Annotated in this window: 26 protein-coding genes; 18 read left to right on the forward strand and 8 right to left on the reverse strand. The window is 55.7% G+C overall.

Annotation, left to right across the window (positions count from 1 at the left end; genetic code table 11):
- Positions 1-32 precede the first annotated feature (32 nt).
- From Y017_RS06830 to Y017_RS06840, 3 genes are all read right to left on the reverse strand, one after another.
- Positions 33-596 (reverse strand): HdeD family acid-resistance protein, encoded by a 564-nt coding sequence (locus Y017_RS06830; RefSeq protein ID WP_011589946.1) that lies wholly within the window; start codon positions 594-596, stop codon positions 33-35.
- A gap of 106 nt (positions 597-702) precedes the next feature.
- Positions 703-1,242: a YaeQ family protein gene (locus Y017_RS06835; RefSeq protein WP_011589945.1), complete on the reverse strand. Its 540-nt coding sequence runs from the start codon at positions 1,240-1,242 to the stop codon at positions 703-705.
- Between the two features lie 141 nt (positions 1,243-1,383).
- Positions 1,384-1,938 (reverse strand): TMEM165/GDT1 family protein, encoded by a 555-nt coding sequence (locus tag Y017_RS06840; protein WP_035459843.1) that lies wholly within the window; start codon positions 1,936-1,938, stop codon positions 1,384-1,386.
- 299 nt (positions 1,939-2,237) lie between these two features.
- On the opposite strand from Y017_RS06840, the gene Y017_RS06845 reads away from it, so the two are divergent.
- Positions 2,238-2,525, forward strand: coding sequence for a SlyX family protein (locus Y017_RS06845; protein WP_231483430.1), 288 nt, complete (start codon positions 2,238-2,240; stop codon positions 2,523-2,525).
- A gap of 163 nt (positions 2,526-2,688) precedes the next feature.
- Here Y017_RS06845 and Y017_RS06850 read toward each other — a convergent pair whose 3' ends face one another.
- Positions 2,689-3,810: a PilT/PilU family type 4a pilus ATPase gene (locus tag Y017_RS06850; protein WP_011589942.1), complete on the reverse strand. Its 1,122-nt coding sequence runs from the start codon at positions 3,808-3,810 to the stop codon at positions 2,689-2,691.
- A 60-nt stretch (positions 3,811-3,870) separates the two neighbouring features.
- On the reverse strand, positions 3,871-4,905 hold the full coding sequence (locus tag Y017_RS06855) for a type IV pilus twitching motility protein PilT (RefSeq protein WP_011589941.1): 1,035 nt from the start codon (positions 4,903-4,905) through the stop codon (positions 3,871-3,873).
- A 135-nt stretch (positions 4,906-5,040) separates the two neighbouring features.
- Between Y017_RS06855 and Y017_RS06860 the strand changes: the two genes are divergently transcribed.
- The 4 genes from Y017_RS06860 (at position 5,041) to Y017_RS06875 (ending at position 9,006) form a co-directional block, all read left to right on the forward strand.
- Complete coding sequence (locus tag Y017_RS06860; protein WP_035460131.1) at positions 5,041-5,730, forward strand: YggS family pyridoxal phosphate-dependent enzyme; 690 nt, start codon at positions 5,041-5,043, stop codon at positions 5,728-5,730.
- A 20-nt stretch (positions 5,731-5,750) separates the two neighbouring features.
- A complete protein-coding gene (proC, locus tag Y017_RS06865; RefSeq protein ID WP_035459849.1) occupies positions 5,751-6,560 on the forward strand; it encodes a pyrroline-5-carboxylate reductase in 810 nt (269 codons plus the stop codon).
- 220 nt (positions 6,561-6,780) lie between these two features.
- Positions 6,781-7,329, forward strand: coding sequence for a YggT family protein (locus tag Y017_RS06870; protein WP_035459852.1), 549 nt, complete (start codon positions 6,781-6,783; stop codon positions 7,327-7,329).
- A 213-nt stretch (positions 7,330-7,542) separates the two neighbouring features.
- Positions 7,543-9,006: a sensor domain-containing diguanylate cyclase gene (locus Y017_RS06875; protein ID WP_035459855.1), complete on the forward strand. Its 1,464-nt coding sequence runs from the start codon at positions 7,543-7,545 to the stop codon at positions 9,004-9,006.
- A gap of 170 nt (positions 9,007-9,176) precedes the next feature.
- Here the strand turns inward: Y017_RS06875 and Y017_RS06880 are convergent, their stop codons facing one another.
- Positions 9,177-10,100, reverse strand: coding sequence for a hydroxymethylglutaryl-CoA lyase (locus tag Y017_RS06880; RefSeq protein WP_035460134.1), 924 nt, complete (start codon positions 10,098-10,100; stop codon positions 9,177-9,179).
- Positions 10,101-10,297: 197 nt separating this feature from the next.
- Here Y017_RS06880 and Y017_RS06885 point away from each other — a divergent pair, with 197 nt between their 5' ends.
- The 3 genes from Y017_RS06885 to Y017_RS06895 all read left to right on the forward strand — a co-directional run bounded on the left by Y017_RS06885 (position 10,298) and on the right by Y017_RS06895 (position 13,147).
- Positions 10,298-11,155, forward strand: coding sequence for a triacylglycerol lipase (locus tag Y017_RS06885; RefSeq protein ID WP_035459857.1), 858 nt, complete (start codon positions 10,298-10,300; stop codon positions 11,153-11,155).
- A gap of 78 nt (positions 11,156-11,233) precedes the next feature.
- Positions 11,234-11,683: an OsmC family protein gene (locus tag Y017_RS06890; RefSeq protein WP_011589934.1), complete on the forward strand. Its 450-nt coding sequence runs from the start codon at positions 11,234-11,236 to the stop codon at positions 11,681-11,683.
- Positions 11,684-12,007: 324 nt separating this feature from the next.
- Positions 12,008-13,147, forward strand: a complete 1,140-nt coding sequence (locus Y017_RS06895) for an acyl-CoA dehydrogenase family protein (protein ID WP_011589933.1) — start codon at positions 12,008-12,010, stop codon at positions 13,145-13,147.
- A 204-nt stretch (positions 13,148-13,351) separates the two neighbouring features.
- Here the strand turns inward: Y017_RS06895 and Y017_RS06900 are convergent, their stop codons facing one another.
- Positions 13,352-14,107 carry an outer membrane protein gene (locus tag Y017_RS06900; protein WP_011589932.1) on the reverse strand — a complete coding sequence of 252 codons (756 nt, stop codon included), beginning with the start codon at positions 14,105-14,107 and terminating at the stop codon, positions 13,352-13,354.
- Between the two features lie 393 nt (positions 14,108-14,500).
- On the opposite strand from Y017_RS06900, the gene Y017_RS06905 reads away from it, so the two are divergent.
- The 5 genes from Y017_RS06905 to Y017_RS06920 all read left to right on the forward strand — a co-directional run bounded on the left by Y017_RS06905 (position 14,501) and on the right by Y017_RS06920 (position 17,561).
- Positions 14,501-14,788 (forward strand): hypothetical protein, encoded by a 288-nt coding sequence (locus tag Y017_RS06905; protein WP_011589931.1) that lies wholly within the window; start codon positions 14,501-14,503, stop codon positions 14,786-14,788.
- A gap of 291 nt (positions 14,789-15,079) precedes the next feature.
- Positions 15,080-15,166 carry a YHYH domain-containing protein gene (locus Y017_RS15180; RefSeq protein WP_231483447.1) on the forward strand — a complete coding sequence of 29 codons (87 nt, stop codon included), beginning with the start codon at positions 15,080-15,082 and terminating at the stop codon, positions 15,164-15,166.
- A gap of 845 nt (positions 15,167-16,011) precedes the next feature.
- Positions 16,012-16,254, forward strand: a complete 243-nt coding sequence (locus Y017_RS15325; RefSeq protein ID WP_051428720.1) for a hypothetical protein — start codon at positions 16,012-16,014, stop codon at positions 16,252-16,254.
- 30 nt (positions 16,255-16,284) lie between these two features.
- Positions 16,285-17,220, forward strand: coding sequence for a hypothetical protein (locus Y017_RS15185; protein ID WP_155849246.1), 936 nt, complete (start codon positions 16,285-16,287; stop codon positions 17,218-17,220).
- A 35-nt stretch (positions 17,221-17,255) separates the two neighbouring features.
- The gene (locus tag Y017_RS06920) at positions 17,256-17,561 is read left to right on the forward strand and encodes an STAS-like domain-containing protein (RefSeq protein WP_035459860.1); all 306 of its coding nucleotides are present in this window, start codon (positions 17,256-17,258) and stop codon (positions 17,559-17,561) included.
- Between the two features lie 41 nt (positions 17,562-17,602).
- Here the strand turns inward: Y017_RS06920 and polA are convergent, their stop codons facing one another.
- A complete protein-coding gene (gene polA / locus Y017_RS06925; protein WP_035459862.1) occupies positions 17,603-20,362 on the reverse strand; it encodes a DNA polymerase I in 2,760 nt (919 codons plus the stop codon).
- Between the two features lie 406 nt (positions 20,363-20,768).
- On the opposite strand from polA, the gene Y017_RS06930 reads away from it, so the two are divergent.
- Genes Y017_RS06930 through Y017_RS06950 form a run of 5 tightly spaced genes read left to right on the forward strand, consistent with a single transcriptional unit; the run spans position 20,769 to position 26,137 of the window.
- Entirely contained in the window at positions 20,769-23,567 is a 2,799-nt protein-coding gene (locus tag Y017_RS06930) for a monovalent cation/H+ antiporter subunit A (protein WP_035459865.1), read from the forward strand.
- On the forward strand, positions 23,567-23,905 hold the full coding sequence (locus Y017_RS06935) for a Na+/H+ antiporter subunit C (RefSeq protein WP_011589928.1): 339 nt from the start codon (positions 23,567-23,569) through the stop codon (positions 23,903-23,905). The genes Y017_RS06930 and Y017_RS06935 overlap by 1 nt, the downstream gene beginning before the upstream one ends.
- On the forward strand, positions 23,902-25,383 hold the full coding sequence (locus Y017_RS06940) for a monovalent cation/H+ antiporter subunit D (protein ID WP_035459868.1): 1,482 nt from the start codon (positions 23,902-23,904) through the stop codon (positions 25,381-25,383). Before Y017_RS06935 ends, Y017_RS06940 begins: the two co-directional genes overlap by 4 nt.
- Positions 25,380-25,874: a Na+/H+ antiporter subunit E gene (locus tag Y017_RS06945; protein WP_011589926.1), complete on the forward strand. Its 495-nt coding sequence runs from the start codon at positions 25,380-25,382 to the stop codon at positions 25,872-25,874. The genes Y017_RS06940 and Y017_RS06945 overlap by 4 nt, the downstream gene beginning before the upstream one ends.
- Positions 25,868-26,137: a K+/H+ antiporter subunit F gene (locus tag Y017_RS06950; protein WP_011589925.1), complete on the forward strand. Its 270-nt coding sequence runs from the start codon at positions 25,868-25,870 to the stop codon at positions 26,135-26,137. The genes Y017_RS06945 and Y017_RS06950 overlap by 7 nt, the downstream gene beginning before the upstream one ends.
- Positions 26,138-26,154 lie beyond the last annotated feature (17 nt).

Below are 26,154 nucleotides of genomic sequence, written 5' to 3' on the forward strand. Positions count from 1 at the left end.
TTCTTTATACGTTGTAGAGAGTGAGGTCGCGGCTAAAAGTCCCGGTGCTGATATTGGCGGGCACTCAGGGCCACCATCACCAACATCCAGCCATTCATGATCAACTCAATGGCGAGAAATAGCCCGATCACCCACTGCCCAGATTGCGGCCATTGCGCAAAAATCATCCACGCTAAGGCTAGGCCGATCAGTGCACTAATGATTAGCAAAAAGGTATGGGTACTACCGCGAACATGCCAAGCGATCAAGAACCGCAGAGTGGAGATAAGCGCGATGGCGGCGCCGATAATCAGGGTCAGTCCACCGGCGGCGACGGCAGGGCGGGCCATCATATAGCCTCCAAGTAACGCATAGAGCAAGCCGATCATCAGAAACGGCAAGCTGCGTGAGAGCGTGGGGGTGCGGAACGCCTGAAGGATTTGAATCAGGCCGGCCAGCAGTAAAAGTCCACCAATCCAGAACACGCTGATCAAAGTGAACAACCCTGTAGCGCCAAGACCTAGAGTGCCGAGGACAATAAAAACGATGCCGGTAACCAGCAGGCCTTTCCAGTGTTGGGAAAGATGTTCAAGCAGTGGCGGTGGTGTGGCGGGCATGTGGCGAACTCCGTGTCGGCAATGCGTTGATGTGCGTATAGAGAGTGAATGTAGCACAGCGGAAGGCGCGACCACCAAATGCCGGGGCGTCATACAAGAATGAGAGTCAGGGGTACCATTGCGAAAGCGTGATTTCTTCGCTCTGTTCCGTGGTGCCGAACCAGACCTGGCCATCCTGAATCATCGCCTGTAACTGCATGGCCCGCTGAGCGCAGGTGGCCAGTGTGGCTTCGCTGTCTGCATCCACGTGGATGATGGTCAGGTTATCGAAGCGACGCACCTTGTTCTTCATGCTGTCCCACCATACCTGTGGCGCCCGTGGGCCATAACAATACAGGGTAACCTGTTCCGCCAGGCCACACGCTTTACGCAGGCGTTTCTCATCGGGCATGCCCAACTCGATCCAGTGGGCAAGGGTGTCGTTGGGATGGCGTTGCCACAGGTCTGGTTCTTCCGGGTTGGACAGGCCTCGAGAGAAGGCCAGATCTTCATGGGCGTTGAGAGCAAAGGCCAGTAGCCGCAACATCATTCGTGATTCGGTTTCCGAGGGGTGCAAGGCTACTGTCAGATTATGGGTGGCGTAATAATCCCGGTCCATATCGGAAACGGTGAGTTCAGCTTTGTAGATGGTGGCGGTGAGGGCCATGGCAGAGGACTCGCAAACAGGCAGCACGCAACAGGCATGCACGCAAAAGGGGCTGATTGTATCAGGTTGGAGTGTGTACGGCGGGCGCAACAGTCGTTTTGTGTGGGCGCGGTCGAACGAGCCCTCCCACACGAGGTTGCGTCAGCCGAGAAGCGCAATTATCCCGAAACCCACGAACAACGCTGCGCTGATGCGATGGGCCCAGGTTTCAAATTGTTGGCTGCCGAATTGGTGGGCCAGCCAGATGACCGGCAGGTTGGCGGCGATCATGCCCAGGGTGGAGCCGCTTAGTACTGGCCAGAACTGATCTTTGAACTGTATCGCCAGGGCGATGGTGGCCAGCTGGGTCTTGTCGCCGATTTCAGCAATGAAGAACAACACCAGTGCGGTAAGGAAAGGGCCGAAGCGAGGGTTGTCCTCCACTTCTTCATCGTCGTCCGGGATTAGCATCCACAAGCCCAGGCCGATAAAGCTGAGGCCAAGAGTCCAGCGCAGCCACTCCAGGGGGATGGTGCTGGCCAGCCAGTCTCCAAACCAGACCGAGGCACCGTGGTTGAGCAGGGTCGCCACCACTACGCCGGCGAGGATAGGCCACGGTTTGCGAAATTTGAGAATCAGCGCGAGAGATAATAGCTGTGTCTTGTCGCCAATTTCCCCAAGGGCAACTAGCACAAAGGCGCTGAACAGGGCTTCCATGAATATTTCCAGCGGGGCGGGATTGTGCGACACAGAGACATCACCGGCTAATCCCGCCCCTGCGGAATGCCTGCAATGTCTCAGGTCTCGTCAATCCGTAAGGATGCGGACGCAGCCACCATGCGCATGAGGCGCAATCATGTTGATGACCGCCAAGGGGCTTTGCGTGAAAGCGATCGAGCGACTACTCCCCCAAGACGGCGAAAACCATAGCGGAAATATGGGTTAAGGGCCAGTACAATGGGCTATTAGCTGCAAGGCGCGGCAGATGCTGACTTGTCTTAGGTACTGGAGTGTGTGTGGCGCAAAGGCAGGAGCATCGCCTCTGCCTGGAGCATGTTGTTACCCTCGATCCCAGTTCAAATGTGGAAGAGATTCTCATGAGTGAAGAACGTTTTCTTGATGTTGAAACCAAGCTGGCCTACCAAGAGGACTTGGTGGAGTCGTTGAATAAAGTGGTCAGTGACCAGCGACGGCAGATTGATGCGCTGGAAAAAAACTACCGAAAAATGGCCGACCGGCTGATGGATCTGTCTGAGGCATTTGAGGCCACTCAGGTTGAGGATGCACCGCCTCCGCATTACTGAGGCCGTTGCGTGCGGCGAAAACAGCCGCTATTCGGTCCGAATTGCATGATTTTTGAAGTAAGTCATCATTCTAGAAGCCAGAATGAAAGAGGCCGCGCCCATACTTTGGGCGCGGCCTTTTTGTTTGCAGATACAAGTGAAGTCGCGTGGTCTGCAACGTTTGTTACTCCGTATCCTCGATGCTTAGGCCCCGCGTGGCCACGTCTAAACTGGAGGCGTCGGTTTCGTTGCCGAGCTTAATCATCAGGCGTAAGTCGTTGGGCGAGTCGGCGTGGAGCATGGCGTCTTCGTAGGTGATTTCACCGGCGGAGTACAGGTCGTAAAGGGCTTGATCGAAAGTCTGCATACCCTGCTCCCGGGATTTGCTCATCAGCTGCTTGATCTGATGCACTTCGCCCTTGCGGATATGGTCTTGTACCAGCGGTGTGCCTAGAAGCACTTCGATGGCCGCGCGTCGGCCTTTACCATCTGGGGTGGGGATCAGTTGCTGGGCGACGATGCCTTTCAGGTTCAGGGATAGATCCATCCACAGCTGGCCATGACGATCCGCCGGGAAGAAGTGAATGATCCGGTCCAGCGCCTGGTTGGCGTTGTTGGCGTGTAAGGTAGCTAGGCACAGGTGCCCGGTTTCGGCGAAAGCAATGGCCTTGTCCATGGTGTCAGGGGTGCGGATCTCCCCAATCAGAATTACATCCGGCGCCTGGCGCAGGGTGTTCTTCAGGGCCACGTCGAAGGATTCGGTATCAATGCCCACCTCACGCTGGGTGACGATACAGCCCTGGTGCTGGTGGATAAATTCGATGGGGTCTTCAATGGTGATGATGTGACCCTTGGAGTTCTTGTTGCGATGGCCAATCATGGACGCCAGTGAGGTGGATTTACCGGTACCGGTGGCGCCCACGAAAATCACTAAGCCACGCTTGGTCATAGCCAGTTCCTTTATCACTGGCGGCAAGCGCAGGTCGTCCACGTTAGGGATTTTGGTTTCGATGCGGCGCAGTACCATGCCCACCAGGTTGCGCTGATAGAACGCAGAGACCCGGAAACGGCCCACGCCACGGGCGGAGATGGCAAAGTTACACTCATGGTTGGCCACGAACTCCTTACGCTGCTGCTCGGTCATGACGCCAAACACGATGTCCCGTGTTATATCCGGGGTCAGCGCACTTTTGGTCACCGGCAGGATCTTGCCGTTGATTTTCATACTCGGGGGTACGCCAGCGGTGATAAACAGATCTGACCCACCTTTCTGTACCATCAACTTGAGAAGCTCTTCGAATTCCATGCGTTAAGGCCTGTCTGTACTGATTCTGTCGGCGCCTTGGCTGGGCCGTTGCGGGGCTATTTACAGAGAATCTGGGTTCTTGGCTTTCTCACGAGCCACATCACGGGCCACCAGGCCTTTCTGCACCAGCCCTTGCAGGCACTGGTCCAGCGTCTGCATGCCTAATGCACCGCCGGTCTGGATGGCGGAATACATCTGGGCCACCTTATCTTCACGAATCAGGTTCCGTATCGCTGGGGTGCCCATCATGATTTCGTGGGCCGCCACACGGCCGCCGCCGTTTTTCTTCATCAGCGTTTGTGACACCACCGCCTGCAGTGATTCCGACAGCATTGAGCGGATCATGGATTTTTCTTCGGCGGGGAACACGTCGATTACTCGGTCAATGGTTTTAGCCGCGGAGGTGGTGTGCAGCGTGCCGAACACCAGGTGGCCGGTTTCTGCGGCCGTTAGCGCCAGGCGGATGGTTTCCAGATCCCGCAGTTCACCCACCAAAATAATGTCTGGATCTTCCCGCAGTGCCGAGCGCAGGGCTTCAGAGAAACCGAGGGTGTCGCGGTGAACTTCGCGCTGGTTGACTAGACATTTCTTGGATTCGTGTACGAATTCGATAGGATCCTCAATGGTGAGGATGTGCTCGTAACGAGAATCGTTGATGTAATCGACCATGGCTGCCAGGGTGGTAGATTTACCCGAGCCGGTGGGCCCCGTGACTAGCACGATACCCCGGGGCATTTCGGAGATATTCTGGAAGACCTTGCCCATCCCCAAGTCTTCCATGGTCAGCACTTTCGATGGAATGGTTCGAAATACCGCCCCGGCACCACGGTTGTGGTTAAAGGCGTTTACCCGGAAGCGGGCTACGCCGGGCACCTCGAAGGAGAAGTCCGTCTCGAAGAATTCCTCGAAATCTTTGCGCTGCTTGTCATTCATGATGTCATAGATCAATGAATGAACTTCCTTGTGCTCCATGGCGGGCAGGTTGATGCGGCGCACGTCGCCATCCACCCGGATCATTGGGGGCAGGCCCGCGGACAAGTGAAGGTCAGAGGCGCCGTTTTTGGCGCTGAAAGCGAGCAGCTCGGTAATATCCATGATTTATACTTGCTGTTATGGCTTGGAAAGAGCCCCCGTGGGTGACCCTTTGTTATTATGTTGTGGAGCCTTCGCCGGGTTCCTCAGAAAATCGTCGCATGCTTAAAGTAACCCGACCTCTTGAGCCGTTCAATGATGACTGACGTCAAATCACCACTGCTGCACATTAATGAGCAAATAAAGTCACACTGTGAGCGTGTCGGCCGTGACCCCCATAGTGTGCAGCTTCTGGCGGTCAGTAAGACCCGCACAGCAGACGAACTGGCCAAACTGGCAGACCAAGGGCAGCGGCATTTCGGTGAGAACTACCTGCAGGAGGCGCTGGCCAAGATTGCTGCGCTGCGGGGGCGGGGCTTGGTATGGCATTTCATTGGTCCAATTCAATCCAACAAGACGCGGGATATCGCGGCTCATTTTGATTGGGTGCACTCGGTGGACCGGCTCAAGGTGGCGCGCCGCCTCAGCGAACAGCGGCTGCCAGAATCCGCGCCGTTGAACCTGTGTATTCAGGTTAATGTGGACGATGAAGCGAGCAAGAGTGGGGTGGCGCTGGCGGGCGTGGCCGAGTTGGCTGCCGCCGTGGACGCGCTGCCCAATATCCGGTTGCGGGGGCTTATGGCCATTCCCCGGGCGGACAGCGACGATGGCAACCGCGCTGCCTTCCGACAGCTCGCCATGACACTGTCACAATTGCGCAATACAATGCCCGCCCTCGATACGCTCTCCATGGGCATGAGCGCGGACTATCCGGTGGCTATTGAAGAAGGTGCTACCGTGATCCGGCTGGGCACCGCCCTGTTCGGCCCGCGCCCGCCCAAGGCTTGATAACAAAGGACTGCGCAGTTATGGCACAACAACTAATCGGATTTATCGGCGCCGGCAACATGGCAACCAGCCTGGCCGGTGGCATGGTGGCGAAAGGAATTCGCCCGGCCCGTATCTGGATGAGCGACCCCTCTAAAGACCGGTTGGACGAAGTCGCCCAGCTGCAACGGGTGCATGTGAGTACCGAAAACCGTGATGTGGCGGGGCGGGTCGACGTGCTGGTGCTGGCGGTGAAGCCACAGATGATGGAGCAGGTGTGTACCGACCTGCGTGACCTGATCGCGGAGCGTCAGCCCCTGGTGATCTCCATTGCCGCCGGTGTGACCGTGGGCAACCTGCGTCGCTGGCTGGGTAGTACTCCGATTGTGCGCTGTATGCCCAATACGCCGTCGCTGATACAGGCCGGCGCCACTGGCCTGTATGCCGCCGATGATGTGAGCGATGAGCAAAAAGCCATGGCCAAGGAAATTCTTGGTTCCGTGGGTATCGCGTTCTGGTTTGACGAAGAAAAAGAACTGGATGCGGTCACCGCCGTTTCCGGCTCCGGTCCGGCGTACTTTTTCCTGCTGATGGAATCGCTGATCGAAGCGGCCAAGGCCCAGGGGCTGGATGCGGGCACTGCTCGGCAGATGGTGCTGCAAACGGCCTGGGGCGCAGCCCAGCTGGCGATTACCAGTAAAGTGGGCCCGGATGTGCTGCGCCAGCAAGTCACCAGCCCCGGTGGCACTACCGCCGCAGCATTGGGTGTGTTTGAGGAAGCCGGTTTTCGCGAACAGGTGCAAGCCGCCGTTGCTGCCGCGCGTGAGCGGTCGGAAGAGCTGGCAGGGTAAAACAGCAACACGTGGCAAGCAGTAAGATGCGGGGATGATTAGAAGGTTTTGAGATGCGGTGCCCACGCAATTAGGCTTGAGCACGGGTACGGTCTACTTTAAAAGAGGGCTTTCGCTGTGTTGCAGCTAGAAGCTTGTCGCTTGATTTTCCCTTCTTTTGCCCCAAACTCTATCCCAGTTTCCGGCCAAGGCCGGTCGAGACATCGCAACGGAGTGATTCATGAACCCGCAGGGTGCCCTGGTTTTTCTGCTGGATTTTGTGTTCAGCGCTTACATTTTCATTGTACTGACTCGTTTCGTGCTGCAGCTGGCGCGGGCGGATTTTTATAACCCGATTTCCCAATTTGTGCTCAAGGCCACTAACCCGTTGCTCAAGCCTCTGCGCCGGATCATTCCCGGTTACGGTGGGCTGGATGTGGCCTCGTTGGTATTGGTTATCGTGCTCATCATGCTCAAGGCGGTGCTGATTCTGAGCATCCAAGTGGGCGGTTTTCCGTCGGGGATCGGTGGGCAGTTGGTGATTTACACCCTGCAGGAACTGGTCAGCTTGATCCTGAACTATGTGTTCTGGGCGGTGCTGATCCGGGTTATTCTCAGTTGGGTGGCGCCAGACCCTTACAATCCTATGGTGCGGGTGATTGTTCAGGTCACCGAACCGATAATGGCGCCGGTTCGCAAGATGTTGCCCCCGATGGGTGGATTTGATCTGAGCCCACTGATTGTGCTGCTGGGCGTTCAGCTGTTGCAGATTTTGTTCAAGCTGCACTAACCGGCAAGAGGCCATTGGATAAGGGGCCTTTGAATAAAGCTAGGAACGAAAAAGGCGCCGAACGGCGCCTTTTTTCGTTTAAGTGGCAGGTAAAATCGCTGCCGAAAGTGGTGCAAATAAGTGCAAGGGTTTTTACTTGTTCTGAACCTTTGGTTACAACGTAAGAGTAAAAACGGTGTCGTGATAGGACGGGCGCCAAGCACGGGGAAAAATATGCAAGATCGGGGTGATTTCAGCCTTACCGGCCTGAGAGAATTACACCAGCTCTCATTGCTGCCTAGCGGGGACTTTAATGCACTTTATGCGGCCTACCTAGAGGTGGGGCGCAGCCTGCTGGAGCTTTCTATTGGCATTGTTAGTTGCATTAAAGACGGTGACTACGAAGTGCTAGCGGTGCAACCGGGCGATGGTGGTATCAGCCCCGGTGATCATTTCCCTCTGGGTGATACTTACTGCTCCACCGTAATGAGCAAGCAAGGCTCGGTAGCGTTGCACCATGTGGGTGAACTGGAAGAGATGCGTTCGCACCCAGTGTATGTGGGGATGCAGTTAGAATCCTATATAGCTGTGCCGTTGTATGTGCAGGGTGAGATTTTCGGCACCCTTAATTTCAGTGATCCGTCACCGCGCCGTGAAGCTTTCAGCATCGAGGAAATGGAGTTTTTGGAATTGATGGGGAAGTCTCTCAGCCAGACCCTAGAGCAGGACCGGCTGAGTCAACAACAGCAGGCGGCCGTTAGTAAAATGGAAGAGAACATGGCCCTGTTCGAAGGGGCTTTCCGCTACGCCGCCATCGGCATGGCGATTGTTTCGCCGGAAGGCGGCTGGATGCGGGTTAACCAAGCCCTGTGCTGCATCGTCGGTTATGATGAGCAAGCCTTGCTGAGCAGCGATTTCCAGGCGATTACCCACGTCGACGATCTGGAAACCGACTTGCATCATGTGGAAGCGATGCTGACAGGCAAGCGTGATAGTTACTGGATGAAGAAACGCTATATCCATAAGGATGGGCATATAGTCTGGGTGTTATTGGCTGTTTCTCTTGTCCGTAATGGGGATGGTTCGCCCCGTTATTTTTTAGCCCAAATCGAAGATATCACCGCTCAAGTGACGGCGGAAGTGGCCCTGCACGCAAAACAGGACGAACTGGAGCGGCTTAACCAAGAGCTGGCGAACATGGCTCGTACCGACCCTCTCACCGGGCTCTATAACCGATTGGTGCTGATGGAAGGTCTGCGCCAGGAGTTCCGCCGTTGTGAGCGTCGTGGTGAGCCCTTGTCGGTAATCTTCATGGATGTGGATCATTTCAAGCAATATAACGATAGTTACGGGCACGTAGAAGGAGATGTGGCGCTGCAGGCGGTAGCGGAGGCGCTACGGCTGGTTATCCGTGATACCGATGTGTTGGCGCGCTATGGTGGCGAAGAGTTTGTTGCCTTGCTGCCCACTGCTAACTCGCAAGACGCTGAAGGGGTGGCAGAGCGTTGCCGTGGTGCGGTGGCGGGGATTACTTCGCTCAGCAGGCCGGTGAGCTTGAGTGTGGGCGTGGCCACGCTCAGGTTCGGTGATGAAGCTGATGAAACGAAGAGCCCCGAATCGCTACTAAGTGCGGCGGATCGAGCGCTTTATGTAGCGAAGGGGGCCGGCCGCAACCGCGTTCATACCGCGCAACTCTAATGTTTGAAGCCCGTCTTTTATTGTCGGTGGCGGTGCGGACATCGCAACGTCATGGTGCTTCTCTTGCGGAAGAGGTGAATGGGTTTCTATGAATGACGCTGCGCTCAGAGTATGAGTGCGGCGTCATTGGATCAACGCGAAACAAGCGTTAATCGCGTTGTCGCTTGTTGTTATCCTATGCAGGCTGTTTTGCCCTGCTTCTCCTGAGATTCGATCCATCCCAGAATGCGCCCGCCTAATGGTCGTTGGGTTGCTTCGGCTGCCAGAGCCACCGCTTCGCGCAAGCCCTGCACATCAATGCCGGTTTTCAGCCCGGCGCTTTCCAGCAAGTACACCAGATCTTCCGTGGCCATGTTACCGGTAGCGCCGGGTGCAAATGGGCAGCCGCCCAGCCCGCCGATGGAAGCGTCAAACCGCCTTACCCCTAGGTCTGCCGCTGCCCAAGCCATGGCGGCGGCTAGCCCGCGAGTGTCGTGCAGGTGGACATAGAATTTTTCGGCGCCGAACTCTTGAATCAAAGGCGCCATGATGTCTTTCATCTGTTGTGGGTTGCCCGCACCAATGGTATCGGCAATGGCCACCTCGTCGGAACCGGCAGCAAACATGCGCTCGCTGAGTTTCTGGGGCAGGGTTACTGGCACTGGGCCGTCGTAGGGGCAGGCAAAGGCGCCGGAAATATAGGTTCGGGTGGCGATGCCGTCGGCTTTGGCGGCGGCAATAATCGCTTCACAGCTTTGCGCTGCCTGCTCTAGGCTCATGCGTAGGTTGCGTTCGTTGAAGGAGTCGGTAGTGGATAGCACGAGCCCCACGGTGGGGTAACCCGCATCGCGGGCCAGCTGATAACCTTTTAAGTTGGGTATCAGGGCGGTGTAATGTAGATCGTTACCTTGTGGCAGCAGCGGAGTTAACGCAGCGGCGTCGGCCATCTGTGGGATTGCCTTGGGGCTGACAAAGCTGACCGGTTCCAAATAGCGCATGCCCGCATCGACCAGTAACTGGGCCAGTTTTGCCTTGGTGGCGGTGTCTACGGTTACAGGTTGATTTTGTAGGCCGTCGCGCAGCCCCACCTCGTTGATGATTGCCTGGTCTGTCATGGTAAATACCGTCGTGCCGAAAGGGGGCTGCAAGTGTGCCATCAGCGTTGCGGATGTGCACCTCAGGGAGCGAGTAGAACAAACGGCCAGTCGAGCGTGTCTTTTCCACGCGCGTTGTCCGACAGTCATACTAGCGACATGGTATCTTCGGTCACGCTGCCCTAGCGTTGGCACAATAACAACGGAGCAATGAAGAGATGGATCTGATCATTTTTCTGCTGTCGCTGCTAGTGATGAGCACGGTTACCCTGACGCTGGCGTTTTATCTGTGCTGGTACTACGACCGACGCAGCTTTCCCGAGCAATCTGAGCTGCCCGGTGAACCCCCTTTACGGCTGTTGCCGACGCTACTTGGCATGGCCAAGGAGGCCGCCGCCCTGACAGTGCTAGTGCTTAGTTATCCGTTGCGCCTGATCCACGATTCTTCACCGGTACGTAGCCGCCATCACGGCGAGCCCCCGGTGATTCTGGTCCACGGTTACGGCGGCAACAGTGCCAACTTTTTATTTATGCAGTGGCGCCTGAAATGGCGCGGCTGGTCCAATGTGTATTCGGTGAGTTATACCCCGCCGCATATCAATGCCCGCAAACTATCCCAGCAGGTGGTTGATCATGTAGAGCGTATCCTGGCGACCACAGGCGCGGAAAAAGCCCACTTGGTTTGCCACTCCATGGGCGGCCCGTTAACCCGCTATGCGCTCAAGAATTTAGGGCTGGCTGGCAAGGTAGACCGGGTGATTACCTTGGGTAGCCCGCATTATGGAACGCGAGTTGCCGGCCTGTTTCCGCCATTGGGGGCTGCCGCCCAACTGCGCTACCAGAGCCCTTTTATCCGAGAGCTGGCCACCGAGGCAACCTGCCCAGGGGGCGCGCGGTACTTCTCAATCTTCTCCAACATGGATAATTTTGTGCTGCCGGTGTCCGCGGCGGTATTGCACGGTGCGGAAGACAATATCCATGTTCCTTATCTGGGGCACTGCTCGCTGCTCTACAGTAGCCGGGTTATGGATCAAGTGGAGCGTTGTCTTTTGGCCCCGCCCAAGGCGGCGGAGTAAATATTGATCTGCAACATGGTTGCCTTTCCTCTCTTCGCGGATCATGGTGAATATAAAAATGAGAGAGGGAGTTTGATCATGAGTGAATATGGCGCAACGGTGGCTTGGCATCTGCAGCGTGGTACCAGCTTTGATTATGAACACTTCAACCGGGATCACGAATGGACCTTCGCTGGTGGTGAAGTGGTATCCGCTTCCGGGTCTCCGGAATTCTACGGCTGTGCCAATCGGGTCAATCCAGATGAAGCGGTCATTGCTGCCACCGCCAGCTGTCACATGCTTACCTTTCTGTCCATTGCCGCCAAGCGTGGCCTCACCGTGCTCAGCTATATCGATCAGCCGTTGGGAACGGTGGACAAGAATGAGGAAGGCCGCATGGCGATCACCCGCATCGTGCTGCGGCCTCGGGTGGTTTTCGATGGCCAAGAGCCTGATGGCCCCGCCTTGGAAAAGCTCCACGAGAGCGCCCATCGTAACTGCTTTGTGGCAAACTCATTGCGTGCGGATGTACGCATAGAGCCGGTTTAGCCTGCCCAATTAAGCAAAGCCTGAAAGGCTCTGTAGAAGCGCCCTCCTGAGCACGATTTGAAGTGCCAATGCCAGCAGCCAAACCTGCCTTTGGGGCTTTCTGGCTCAGGTGGGCGCTGTGCTGGCCGCATGGGCTATAGAGTGCGAGCCCGCCAGAAAGGCGTTTTTCGCCGTTTTCCCCGTTCTTTTTTCCTTCAGCTCGCGATCACGCCTGATCATGTAGAATAACGACACCGCACAATCGCCCCCCCGTGGGCTAACTAAAAATTGATGCCGGTGCGGTTGTGAATAGACCCCAAAACAGGTTTCCAAGGACTAGCCAACATGCTTGATAAGAACGAAATCGAACTGTTTCGCGATAATGTAAAAAAATTCCTCGAAAACGAAGTGGCCCCCCATTACAACCAGTGGGAAAAAGCTGAGATATTCCCACGCGAACTGTGGAATAAAATGGGCGAAAACGGCTTGTTGTGTGTGGACGTACCAGAGGAATACGGCGGCTTTGGCGCCAACTTCCGCCTGTCAGCGGTGATCGTAGAGGAAGCCTCTCGCGCTGGTTTCAGTTCCCTGGCCTCCAACATTTCTGTGCATTCCGACATCGTCGCTCCCTACATTCTGCACCTGGGCAATGAAGAGCAGAAAAAAACCTGGTTGCCGAAAATGGTTACTGGTGAAGCCGTGGGGGCCATCGGCATGACCGAGCCTGGCGCTGGTTCCGACCTGCAAGGCTTGAAAGCCCGTGCCGACAAGGATGGCGATGGCTATAGCATCAATGGCCAAAAAACCTTTATCACCAATGGTCAGCATTGCGACGTGATCGTGCTGGCCACCAAGACCGACCCCAACGCTGGCTCCAAAGGCATGACGTTGTTCACCGTGGATTGCACGCTGGACGGCTTTGCCCGTGGCCGTAACCTGGAGAAAATGGGCCTCCACGCGGCGGACACCTCTGAGCTGTTTTTCGAAAACGTAAAAGTTGGCGCCGAGCAGATACTGGGTGGTGAAGGCAAAGGCTTCGCCAACCTGATGAACGAGCTACCCCGCGAGCGTCTGATTTTGGCGCTGGGCGCTGTCGCTGCTTGTGAAGGCATGATCGAGCGTACCATCGAATACACCAAAGAGCGCATGGCGTTCGGCAAGCCTATTTCCAGCCTGCAGAATACCCGTTTCGTGCTGGCGGACTTACACGCCCAGGTGGTGATTAACCGTGCCTACTGCGAGCAGTGTATCGAGCAGTATGATCGCAGTGAACTCACCGCCACCAATGCTTCCATTGCCAAGCTCACCGCCACCGAGCTGCAAGGTGTGGTAGCCGACAAATGTCTGCAACTGTTCGGTGGCTACGGCTACATGCAGGAATACCCGATTTCCCGCGACTACGTAGACGCCCGTATCCAGCGTATCTATGGCGGCACCAGTGAAATCATGAAAGAAATCATCTCCCGGGATATCATCGGGCGGTAATTGTTTCTCTTCATGCTTTATAAAAAACGCGGCTTCGGCCGCGTTTTTTATGGTGTCTTATATCTTATGTAGGAGCCCCTCTAAAGGGCCTAACCGGCGGTAGCTTTGTAGTATAGGGCTTACATAGAAATGCTTAGGGGGGGGTATAGAGCGGGTTTATTCAAAGGGTAAAGTTGGCGCAGGCACACCTGCGCCATAGAACACTTAGAACTTGTAGACGGCAGCCAATAGCAAAGCTTGGCTGGTCACATCGATATCAGCATCAATGCCGAAGGCTTCACCATTTTCTTTTTTCACCGCAGTCACGTTGGCGGTGCCAAGATCGGCGTAGCGGTACTCAGCGCGCACAGACAGGTTCTCAGATAGCGACTTTTCCAAACCGAGAGCCAGTGCCCAGCCAGTGATATTGTCATCGTCGCTGTCAGAGCGGGCCGGGGAGCCAGGGTTACAAACAGTGCCATCGGAGGGGCAGTCAGAGTTCACTTCTACCTCAGTGAGTGTGGCGCTCAGGGTGCTATAAGCGAGGGTGGAGGCATTGAGTAAATAACCACCTTTGATTCCCAGCAGGAAGGTCTGGTTTATTTCTACTTCAGCTTCGGTCTGATTGCCCGCTAACGGGTCGCCGGGAATGCTCTTTACGGAATCACTGGTATTGCTGCCTTGATAGGCAAGTTCAGCACCTACAATCCAGCGGTCATTGAGAGCCATGTTGTAGCTGGTAAACACGCCATAGGCGAAGGCTGAATCGTCTAACGATTCGGAATCATTTGCGCCAACGGCGAGGGAATTACCTGGGGTAGCTGGGGTGATAATGCTGTCGGTTTCCCAGTCCATGGAGGAATCTTCATAGCCTAGGTTTAGGCCGGCTTGAACCCCAGTAAAAGCGTTGTCAGCAAAAGAGAGTGCAGGCAGGGCCGCAGCTAACAAAGAAGAAGCAACAATCGTGGATTTCATTTTCATTTTGGTACCAAGTGATAAAAACGGAGGTATTGGGCGCGAGTGAGCGCCGCGAAAGGAAGGTAACACTATTGCGCACAGCTGTTATCACCCATTTGGGTGAATGGATTTACTTTGCGCTCAATTTAGCCCATGCATACCCCAGTGCTTCCGGCCTTGCTGCGCATAACCCGTTACCCTAAATGGGTGATGGCCTCCCGGTGAATATCAGGGAAGATGAGTAGGGATGTTCTGAAAGCGTTCCATCCATGAGGAAATCAAAAGGGCGGTGGCAAGCTGCCTTGAGCACCAGCTCACACCATTGCGATCAATGTGTCGTCTTCGCTGAGCAGTATGTCGCAGTAAGAGCATTGATCAATATTGCCCCGTTTGGGGCGGCTGACAAATGGAGTTTCCATGATCAAAAAAGTGTTATCTGTGTTTTTTTTCATTGCCGTGATGGTGCCGCAGTCGTATGCACAGCCTGCCGAAGATGTAGAGGCATGCGTGGAAAGTAAAAGAGAGCAGTATCCAGGCGATACCCTCAATAATATGCGCCAGCGCTGTTTCCCAATCGCAGCGACTTGCTGGGGGTGGGGCGCTGGCGAGAATGCGGTTTATGAATACTGCGGCGCCGACGCTCTTAGGGATCGCGGTGTGGATTCACTGGCCAAGGATCAAGACAGCAAAAGTGACTGGGAATAGAACGGTTTCGCCACGTTTTCTGTGGTCTTGAAAGAGAATCAATGGGCGGGAGCCTTGACATAAGCCGGCCCCCGCTTGTTTATCGTTTTAACCCGCTATCAAGTGGAGTGCCGCGATCGTAAATGTGCCTCTTTCTCTTTGTCCTCAAGCCCTGAGCCCGAGACCTTAAAAGCTGACATTTTGGTCAGTTATTGCCCTTGATGATTGTGCGATGCAGTATGACTCAACAGTAAAAATCTAAGGAAGGTGATAACGATGAAGAAAGCAATGGCTGCAGTTGCTCTTGTTATGATGGTTTCTGGCGCCGCACTGGCCCATTCCGGTGGTACTGATGCGAACGGGTGTCATGCAGGGAAAAAACCATACCATTGCCACTAAATTTTGATGCGCGCTAGCTAGCTACCTAGCTAGCGCGCGACAACCCCGCTCTATCTCAATCTTTTCTGAAGCTTTCAGCTGCCCCAATTTTCGGCGTACGGCTACGCCATTAATAATTTAATCAGCCTCGGAGTGAGGCCAAATTATTATCGGTCCCAGAATTGGCGTTCATAACGTTCCGAATCGATTGGTTGAATTTGTGTGTGCCCGCTTTTGCTGAGGTTGGATATGGAGTAAAAACCGGAATCAGGTCTTGCATCGTGAATCAAGGTTATAGGATGACGTGGTTATAAGATCAGGATGACACGAGAGGTGCTGGATAAGCGCTATCGTTGCTCCAACAGGGATGTTGGAGAAGGCCACTGAGGCTTGGAGTTTGCTGGCGCGATTTACCATGTTACAGCCGGTGGGAACCGCAGAGGGATGCTCTCGCCCGTATGCCGTGAAGCCAATTGGGAATGGGGATGCGCCAACTGAACGGCTGCTACTCACAATTTTTTAATTGACGTTATAACCGCTGCGGACCTGTCTTTCAGGGCCGTTACAGCGCAGTACTGGTTGAAAAGCAGGCCTGTCTGCTGGAACTGGCCAGGTATATCGTCCTCAATCCGGTCCGGGCGCGTATGGTTTATACGGCTGAAGAGTGGCCATGGAATAGCTACCGGGGAACCATCGGCCTTCAGGCCTTGCCGGAAAGTGTAAGCACAGACTGGATACTCGCCAGTTTCGGCTAGAGTAAGAATAAAGCCATTCCATGCTATAAGCAGTTCGTTTAGGAAGGCAGGGGCCAGCCAAGTCCGTGGGAAGGCCAGAAGAATCAGGTCTACCTTGGTAGCGATGCCTTTATGGCGCAGATGGTTAGCAAGCTGGACGGGCAGGAAAAGCTATCGGAGATACCTGCGATCCAGAAACGCAGCGTAGCTCAGCACTTGGCGGATTTTGAGTCGATGGCGCCGAACCGTAATAGCGCCATCGCAGCGGCTTATGCCAGTGGGGCGTATAACCTTAAAGAGATAGCTGATCACTTCGGACTGCACGATGCAAGACCTGACCCACATGATTTCTTGATGTATGGTTATTTAAAATAACAAAGTATATGGGTTGTCTAGGGAAGAGGGATGTCTACAGGATTATATGAAGCGATAGTAAATATTAATGATTGGCATGTGCCGGAATGTCGAAGTTTTTTTATCCCTAGTGATTTTTGCTATCCGGGAATGTGGACGGTTGTTGCTGCATTTATGGATAGAAATAAAGTGCATCCATCAATAGTAAATTATGGCAATGATGGTTTGGCCGGATACTCAAAGGCGCTGGGCCTTTCTAAGGCTTTGGGCTATAAGGATGATTATTCATATGAAAGAAAAAACGAAGGTTCGAAATATTCTTCGCTCGTTAGGTTGGACCATGATGGGTGTGCTGAAGGAGCAACATCACTTATAAATGGATGGTTTAGAAATCAGATCAATAGTGAATCACAAGGGGTCATTGAATTATGTAAAGTTATTGGTGAGTTGCACGATAATGTTTCTTGCCATTGCATGGGCGCAGGTTTCTCGGCAGGCCAGATTTATTCGAATGGCAAGGTTTACTTTTCAATTACGGATTCAGGTATTGGGCTTTTGGAAAGTATGAAGCTATCGGGCAAGTACTCTGGATTAGCGAGCAGTCATCGAGAAGCCTTAGAGTGGTGCCTTGAAGAAGGGAATTCGTCAAAAATGGTGGATGATGAGTGGGCCCAGTCACTTCCTGCGGATGCACTTCATAACCCCTATCCTGATGATGTTGAGACTAAAAAAACGCAGAATAATCACCAAGGATTGGGGCTTTATTTTTTTTCGCAATTGGCGGAGGCTTATAATGGTACGCTATATGTGGCTTCGGGTGATGCCTTTATTGTAATAGGGCCGAATGGCGAAAGAGAGTTTAGGGTAATTCCGCATTGGCAAGGGCTGGCAATAAGTTGTTGTTTTGAAAGGGATAAAATATTGTCCAACAAAGAGAGTGGCGGATCTGAGCAGTTGAATGCGATAATTGATCGATTAACCGGCTGATCTGGTTGGGTATTTCGAATATGGGAGGCAGCAAAATGGAAAAAATAAAGAATATTAAGCTGACCGGCTCTGATCTGGCATCACGCTCTGTTGCTCGAACTGTTCGCTTGGATCTGACTTCCTCTTTTAATGAAGATGCCAAGATCGTTTTTGATTTTGCTGAAGTGAAGTCGTTATCCGCTTCTTACGCTGACGAACTTTTTGGTGTTTTAGTAAAAACTATTGGCTATGAACAAGTTTTGAGTTCAGTTCGCATTCGCGATGCGAAGAGGTCTATTCTCCTGACAATAGCTGATGCGATCGAAAGGCGGAGAAGTGAGATGGCCTCTGTCGCTGCATAATTTTTGAGTAACTGTTTAGAATTCACATGCTGACGAGGCGCTCAATGCGCCTCTTCCCAATTCTCCCCAATCCCCGCATCCACAATCAACGGCACTTTCAACTCCGCCGCTGACTCCATGCGCGCCTTCACTTCCTTGACCAGATCATCCACCTGATCGTCCGTCACTTCAAACACCAATTCATCGTGTACTTGCATGATCATCTTGGCGTCGAAGTGGGTGGTTTCCAGCCAGTCGTGCACTTTGATCATGGCTTTCTTGATGATGTCGGCGGCGGTGCCTTGCATGGGGGCGTTGATGGCGGCGCGTTCGGCGCCCTGGCGGCGTTGGCCGTTTTTGCTGTGGATCTCCGGCAGGTAGAGACGGCGCCCGTAAACGGTTTCCACGTAGCCTTTGTCTATCGCTAACGCGCGGGTGTCGGCCATGTATTTTTTCACGCCGGGGTAACGCTCGAAATAGAGGTCGATGTATTCCTGGGCTTCTTTGCGCGGCAGGCCCAGTTGTTTGGCGAGGCCGAAGGCGCTCATGCCATAAATCAGGCCGAAGTTGATGGCCTTGGCGTTGCGGCGATCGTTGTCGCTGACCTCGTCCAGGGTTTTGCCCCACACTTCGGCGGCGGTGGCGCGGTGAATATCCAGGCCCTGTTCGAAGGCATCCGTGAGGCCTTTGTCGCCACTCAGGTGCGCCATGATGCGTAGCTCGATTTGTGAGTAATCGCAGGCGACAATTTTCTTTCCTTTTGGGGCGAGGAAGGCTTGGCGAATCTTACGGCCTTCTTCGCTGCGCACCGGAATGTTTTGCAGGTTCGGGTCACTGGAAGACAAGCGCCCGGTGGCGGTCACCGCCTGGTGGTAGGAGGTGTGCACGCGGCCGGTGCGTTGGTTGATCAGTTCCGGCAGTTTGTCGGTGTAGGTGTTTTTCAGCTTGGCCACGCCGCGGTAATCCATGATCACCTGGGGCAGTGGGTAGTCATGGGCCAGCTCTTGTAGCACCGCTTCGGCGGTGGACGGCGCGCCTTTGGGGGTCTTCTTGATGACCGGGATTTCCAGCTTTTCGTAGAGAATTTCGCCCAGCTGTTTGGGGCTGGCGAGATTGAATTCCTGCCCGGCGATTTCGAAGGCCTTTTCTTGCAGTTCCGCCATGCGTTTGGCGAGGAACTGGCTTTGGTGCTTGAGTAAGGTGGCGTCTACGTAGGTGCCGTTGCGTTCGATACGGCTGAGCACGGTGACCAGCGGCAATTCGATGTCGTGGAACACCTCGGGTAGGCGGTCTTCGGCTTCCAGTTTCGGCCATAGGGTCTGGTGCAGGCGCAGGGTCACGTCGGCATCTTCGGCGGCGTAGGGGCTGGCTTCATGCAGGCCGATTTGGTTGAAGGTGAGCTGCTTGGCGCCCTTGCCAGCGATGTCGGTAAAGCTGATGGTCTTGCGGCCCAGGTATTTGAGCGCCAGGGAATCCATGTCGTGGCGGGTGGCCACGGAATCGAGCACGTAGGATTCCAGCATGGTGTCGAAGGCGACGCCACGCAGGGTGATGCCGGCGTCTTCGGCGAGCACGCTCATGTCGTATTTCAGGTTCTGGCCGATTTTCTTGAGGCTGTCGTCTTCGAGCAACGGCTTGAACTTGTCGATCACCAACTGCTTGTCGATCTGGTCTGGGGCGCCGGGGTAGTTGTGCCCGAAGGGGATATAGGCGGCCTTGTCGCTGACGGCCACGGCGAAACCCACCAGCTCGGCGTTCATATAGTTGAGGCTGGTGGTTTCGGTATCGAAGGCAAACTCGCCGGCGGCTTTCAGTTTATCCAGCCATTTATCCAGCATGGCTTCGCTGTAGACGATGTCGTAGGCGTCGCGGTTGAAAACGGCGGCGGGGGCGGCTTCGTTGTTACCGGCCTCTTCGGCAGCGGCCACTACGCTGGCGTCGGCACCGGAGAGTATTTCGCTCAACCAACCTTTGAATTCCAGTTCCTTGAAATAGCGGGCCAGGGATTCGTTGTCCGGTTCGCCGAGTTTTAGGTCGTTGAGGTCTTCGCTGAGTTCGCAGTCCAGTTTGATGGTGGCCAGCTGGTAGGAGAGGAAGGCCATCTCTTTGTGTTCTTCCAGCTTTTTGGCCATGGTCTTGGCGCCACGGAAGCTGAGCTCGGCGACCTTGTCCAGATTGGCGTAGATATCTTCCAGGGAGCCGAGCCCCTGTATCAGGCCCAGGGCGGTTTTCTCGCCCACGCCGGGGACGCCGGGGATGTTGTCCACCTTGTCGCCCATCAGGGCGAGGAAGTCGATGATCAGCTCCGGGCCCACGCCGAATTTCTGCTTCACGCCCTCGATGTCGTAGAGGGCGTTGTTCATGGTGTTGATCAGGGTCACGTGCTCGGTGACCAGCTGGGCCATGTCCTTGTCGCCAGTGGAGATTAGCACCGGCTTGCCCTGGGCGCCGAAGATGCGCGCGAAGGTGCCGATCACATCGTCGGCTTCCACGCCGTCTTCGATGATCAGCGGCAGGCCCATGGCGCGGATCAGGTCGTGCAGGGGCTGCACCTGTGCGCGCAGATCATCGGGCATGGGCGGGCGGTTGGATTTGTACTCTTCAAACAGTTCGTCGCGAAAGGTTTTGCCCTTGGCATCGAAGATCACCGCCATGTATTGCGGGTCGTAGTCCTTGATCAGTTTGCGCAGCATGGAGGCGACGCCGCGCACCGCCCCGGTGGGCTGGCCGCTGGAGGTGGTGAGCGGCGGCAGGGCGTGAAAGGCGCGGTACAGGTAGGAGGAACCATCGACCAGGATGATGGGTTTTTCGGCTGCGGACATGGGGCTCGACTTCTGCTGACTGAATGATGGAGAGAGTGTAGCGGAAATGGGGCCAAGGGGCAGGGGCGAGCGACAAGCAACTAGCGACAAGCGGCAACACGGGCTGGGCATTCGTTATTGGTAGACGCCGGGCACGGGCTTGCCTGTTCAGCAAGGCTTTCCACGTGTTGTCGTTTGAGGCTTGTCGCTTGCCGCTGAACTTGTGCATACTGCGACCTCCATTCTTTCGATACGGATGCTATGACCCCTTTCCTGGTTCAGCCTTGCCGCATCATCCTGTCCCAGTGTCCGCGCCGGGGGCGTCGCCCGTATTTTCCTGATCCGCCGCTGTCATTGTCTTTCTAGTTCACCCTGTTCAAGCTAACGGGCGGGTTGCCGCCCTTGTGATAATGACAACGGATTGACTATGAATCTTGCCTTTGTGGTGATGCTGCCCTTTCTGGGCGCGTTGCTGCCGCCATTGGTGGAGCGCGTAACGGGGAATCGCACCTTGCTGGCCTGCGGGGCGGCGGCGCTGCCGGCGCTGGCGCTGGCGCTACTGTTTAACCCGGCCCGCAGGGTCTTTGCTGGGGAGACGTTACACAGCACTTTGAGCTGGATCCCTTCACTGGACCTGTCGCTGGCTTTCCGGCTGGATGGCTTGGCATTGCTGTTTGCCATTCTGGTGCTGGGGATTGGTTTGCTGGTGATCCTCTACGCCCGCTATTACTTGTCCGCCAAGGAAAAAGCCGGTCGCTTCTACGCCTATTTGCTGCTGTTTATGGGCGCCATGCTGGGGGTAGTGACCAGCGATAACCTGCTGTTACTGGTGGTGTTTTGGGAGCTGACCAGCTTGAGCTCATTCTTGCTGATTGGTTTCTGGGGCCATCAAACCGGGGCGCGCAAGGGCGCGCGCATGGCCATGACCGTGACGGGCATGGGCGGCCTGGCGCTGTTGGCCGGTGTGCTGTTGATCGGTGATGTGGTGGGCTCGTTCTCGTTAACGGAGGTGCTGGCCAGCGGGGATTTGATTCGTGGCAGCGAGCTATACCCGCTGATTCTGTGCCTGGTGTTGCTGGGGGCCTTTACCAAAAGTGCTCAGTTCCCGTTCCATTTTTGGTTGCCCCACGCCATGGCGGCACCGACCCCGGTGAGCGCCTACCTGCATTCCGCCACCATGGTGAAAGCCGGTGTGTTCTTGCTGGCGCGCTTGTATCCGGCTTTGGCAGGCACGGACCTGTGGTTCGATATTGTCACCCTTGCGGGTATGGCGACCTTGCTCTGGGGCGCGCTGGTGGCCCTGTTCCAGCATGACCTAAAGGGCTTGCTGGCGTACTCCACCATTAGCCACTTGGGCCTGATTACCCTGCTGTTCGGTTTGAACAGCCAGTTGGCGGCGGTGGCTGCCGTGTTCCATATCATCAACCACGCTACCTTCAAGGCGAGCCTGTTTATGGCGGCGGGGATTATCGATCATGAAACCGGTACCCGCGACATGCGCCGCATTAATGGCCTGTGGAAGTACATGCCTTATACGGCGGTGCTGGCCATGGTGGCGTCGGCGGCCATGGCCGGGGTGCCGCTATTGAACGGCTTTTTGTCCAAGGAAATGTTCTTTACCGAAACCTTGCAGTCTGAACAGCTGGGGACGCTGAGTTGGTTGCTGCCCTTGGGGGCAACGCTGGGCGGGATATTCTCGGTGGCCTATTCTGCGCGCTTTATCCATGACGTGTTCTTTAACGGTGAGCCCATCAACCTGCCCAAGTATCCGCCCCATGAGCCGCCGCGTTATATGAAGGTGCCGGTGGAGATATTGGTGGCGCTGTGTGTGGCGGTGGGGGTGTTCCCGGCGATCACCGTGGCCGGGCTGCTGGCGGTGGCTGCTTCTGCCACTCTGGGCGGTGAGTTGCCTGAGTATCACTTGGCCATCTGGCATGGCTTTAACGTGCCCTTGGTGATGAGCTTTATTGCCCTGTTCGGCGGCATCTTTGTCTATTCTCAGCGTCGCCGTTTGTTTGACCTATGGACTCGCTTGCCGGAGGTGGACGCCAAATTGGTGTTCGAGGGGCGGATGCAGCAGCTGGGGCGAATGGCCAGCGCCATTACCGGCTGGCTGCAGAACGGCTCATTGCAGAGCTATGTGGCCTGGGGTGTGGCGTTGGTGGCGGTAATTTTGCTTACCCAGATGTGGCACCTGCCGGCGCTGAGTTTGGCGGCCCCCATGTTGCCTATGGACGGGGTGGCGATTCTTTGTACCACCATGCTGGTGGCCAGCGCCTTGCTGACCACAATCATGCATCGGCACCGAGTGACGTCGATTATGTCTTTGAGCGTGGTGGGGCTAATGGTGTCGCTGTTGTTCGTGCGCTTCTCGGCACCGGATTTGGCGTTGACCCAGCTGTCGGTGGAAGTGGTGACCATGTTGCTGCTGATGCTGGCCATGTATTTTCTGCCGGTGCGCACTAAGGTGGAGTCCTCGTCTGTGCGGGTGTTCCGTGATGTGCTGTTGGCGCTTATCTCCGGCGGCGGCGTTGCGGTGTTGGCGTTTTTGGTGATGACCGGAGAGACCGCCACCATCAGCCAGTTTTTCATGGATAACAGCAAATCCGGTGGCGGTGGCACCAATGTGGTGAACGTCATCCTTGTGGACTTCCGAGGTTTCGATACTTTCGGTGAAATCACCGTGCTGGGGATTGCCGCTATGGGCATTTATGCCCTGCTCAAAGACCTGAACCTGGCCTCTGCTAAGTACGATTCGCAGGGCCGGCCTTGGGCGAAAGATGCCCACCCGTTGGTGCTGGTGACCATTTCCCGGCCCTTGCTGCCGCTGGCTCTGTTAATTGCGGTGTACATATTCTTGCGCGGGCATAACCTGCCCGGTGGCGGCTTTGTGGCTGGCTTGATCACTTCGGTGGCCTTGGTGTTGCAATATGTGGCCTCCGGGGTGGGGTGGGTACACAGCCGCATGCCAGGGGATTATCACCCGGTGGTGGCGCTGGGCGTATTGTTGGCCGGTATGACCGGTGTGGGTAGTTGGGCCTTTGGCTACCCCTTCCTGACCAGTTCCTTTACTTATGTATCGCTGCCGGTGATCGGCAAATTCGAGCTGGCCACCGCCATGTTGTTCGACACCGGGGTATTCCTGACGGTGGTGGGCGCAACACTGTTGATGCTGGCCAACCTGGGCAAGCTTTCGCTGCTGGATGACAAGAGGGAGAACGCCTGATGGAACTGCTGGTGGCAATCATTATTGGTGTACTGGTGGCCTCCGGGGTGTACCTGTGCCTACGTGCACGGACTTTCCCGGTGGTTATGGGCCTAACGCTGCTGAGTTACGGCGTGAATGTGTTTCTTTTCTCCATGGGTGGATTAAAGATGAACCAGGTGGCGGTGGTTGGAATGAGCCCGGACCCCACTGATCCACTCCCTCAGGCGCTGGTGCTCACGGCCATCGTCATCGGCTTCGCTATGACGGCGTTTTTGGTAGTGCTGGCCTTGCGTGGCCAGGGAGAGCTGCACAGTGATCATGTGGATGGCAAGCCGGATGAAGGGGGCCGTTCATGAGCCACTGGATTATTGCCCCGATACTGATACCGGCGCTGGCGGGTATGTTGCTGTTGCTGGAGGTGCGTGAGCGCCACCGGCTGCGGCGGATCACCGGCCTGCTGTCCTGCTCGGCGCTGCTGGCGGCGGCTATTTTTCTGGGCAATCAGGCCTGGGGCGGGGACATCACCGTTTACGCGCTGGGTAACTGGCAGGCGCCGTTCGGTATTGTGCTGGTGCTGGATAAGCTCAGTGCCTTGATGGTACTGCTGACGGCAGTATTGGCGTTCCCTGCGCTGCTGTACGCTAGCTGCGGTGATGACCGCAAAGGCGCGAATTTCCATGCCTTGTTTCAATTTCAGCTGATGGGTATCAACGGCGCCTTCCTCACCGGGGACCTGTTCAATCTGTTCGTATTTTTCGAAGTGCTGCTGATTGCCTCTTATGGCTTGGCTCTGCACGGCCGAGGCCCGGAGCGAGTAAAGGCAGGCTTGCATTATGTGGTGCTTAATTTGGTGGGCTCGGCGCTGTTCTTAATCGCGTTGGGGCTGATTTACGGAACCACCGGCACGCTTAACATGGCGGACTTTGCGGTGAAGGCCCAGGCGCTTACCGGCACCCATGCCGTCTTGTTAAAGGTAGCGGTGTTGATGCTGTGGGTGGTGTTTGGGCTCAAGGCGGCATTGTTTCCATTGTATTTCTGGCTGCCAGCGGCCTATGCCGGTGCCACCGCCGGGGTGGCCGCATTGTTTGCAATTATGACCAAGGTGGGCTTTTACGCCATGCTGCGGGTTTATGCGCTGGCGTTTGCCGATGGCCCCTTTGCTGGACTGGGGCAGGCGTCACTTTGGTGGTTGTCGTTGGTGACATTGGCATTGGCTTGCATTGGCGTGCTGGGCGCTAAACGGCTGGGCACACTGGTGTCGTACCTGGTAGTGATGTCTGTGGGTACATTAGTGGCGGCCTTGGCCTTCGGTGAGCTACAGGCGGTGGGCCCGGCGCTGTACTACCTGCTGCATTCCACCCTGATTTGCGGTGGCTTGTTTTTGCTTACGGACTTGATTGCCCGTGGTCGAGGCGACGTGGCGGATTACCTGCAGATTGGCCCGGCGATTCTTAATGGCGGTCGGCTGTCGCTGTTGTTTTTTGTGGCGGCGATTGCGGTGGTGGGTTTGCCGCCTCTCTCTGGTTTTGTCGGTAAAGTGGCGTTACTGCGCAGCGTACCGGATCCGACTTATTGGCTGCTGCTGCTGCTGGCGGGGCTGTGTGGTTTGATTGGCTTGAGCCGGGCGGGCTCCACCTTGTTCTGGCGCACCACCGGAGAGGGCCGCGGCCTACGCCTGGGCCGCCGGCGTTTGTTTCCCGTAGTGGCGTTGCTGATGGCGACCCCGCTGATGGCCGTGTATGCGGAACCTTTGTTGCAACTAACCGCTGCGGTTGCGGAGCAGCTGCGTAATCCGGACTTATATTTGTCAGCAGTATTGGGAGGTGGGGCATGAAGTTACTGTATCGCGTGTTGCCTTACCCCAGCCTGAGCCTGATTCTGTGGTTCGCCTGGATGCTGCTTAGCGGTTTCACTGCCGGGCATGCGGTGCTGGGTGCGATTCTGGCAGTGCTATTACCGCTGGGGACTCGGCCGTTCTGGCCAAATGTGCCACGCATTCGCAACCTGCCAAAGCTGCTGGGTTTTGTGGTGGTGGTGGTGTACGACATTGTGGTGGCCAATGTATCTGTAGCGATTAAGGTGCTGGGACCGCTGCGCTCCATTCGCCCGGGCTTTGTGGAGCTGCCGCTGGAATTGGAAGACGACTTTGCCATTGCTCTGCTGGCCAGCACCATTTCGCTGACTCCCGGAACGGTATCCGCGGATGTGAGTCTGGACAGGAAAACATTGTTGGTGCATGCGCTGGATGTGGATGACGTGGCGGCACTGGTGGCGGAGATCAAGCAGCGCTATGAGCAGCCGCTGAAGGAGATTTTCGAATGTTAGAGACGGCGATTTCTATTGCCCTGGCGCTGATTACCTTGGCCTGGGTGCTGAACTTGTACCGCCTGATAATCGGGCCCTCACTGCCAGATCGAGTGTTGGCGTTGGATACCATGTACATCAACAGTATTGCGCTGATCGTAGTGTACGGTATCCAGGTGGACAGCAAGCTTTACTTTGAAGCGGCTATGCTGATCGCGCTGATCGGTTTTGTTAGTACCATTGCGGTGGCTAAATACGTTACCCGCGGGGATATTATTGAGTGAGCGCCAGGTGCCGGGCG

The sequence above is a fragment of the Alcanivorax sp. 97CO-5 genome, from assembly GCF_000524665.1.
Classification (GTDB): Bacteria; Pseudomonadota; Gammaproteobacteria; order Pseudomonadales; family Alcanivoracaceae; genus Alcanivorax; species Alcanivorax borkumensis.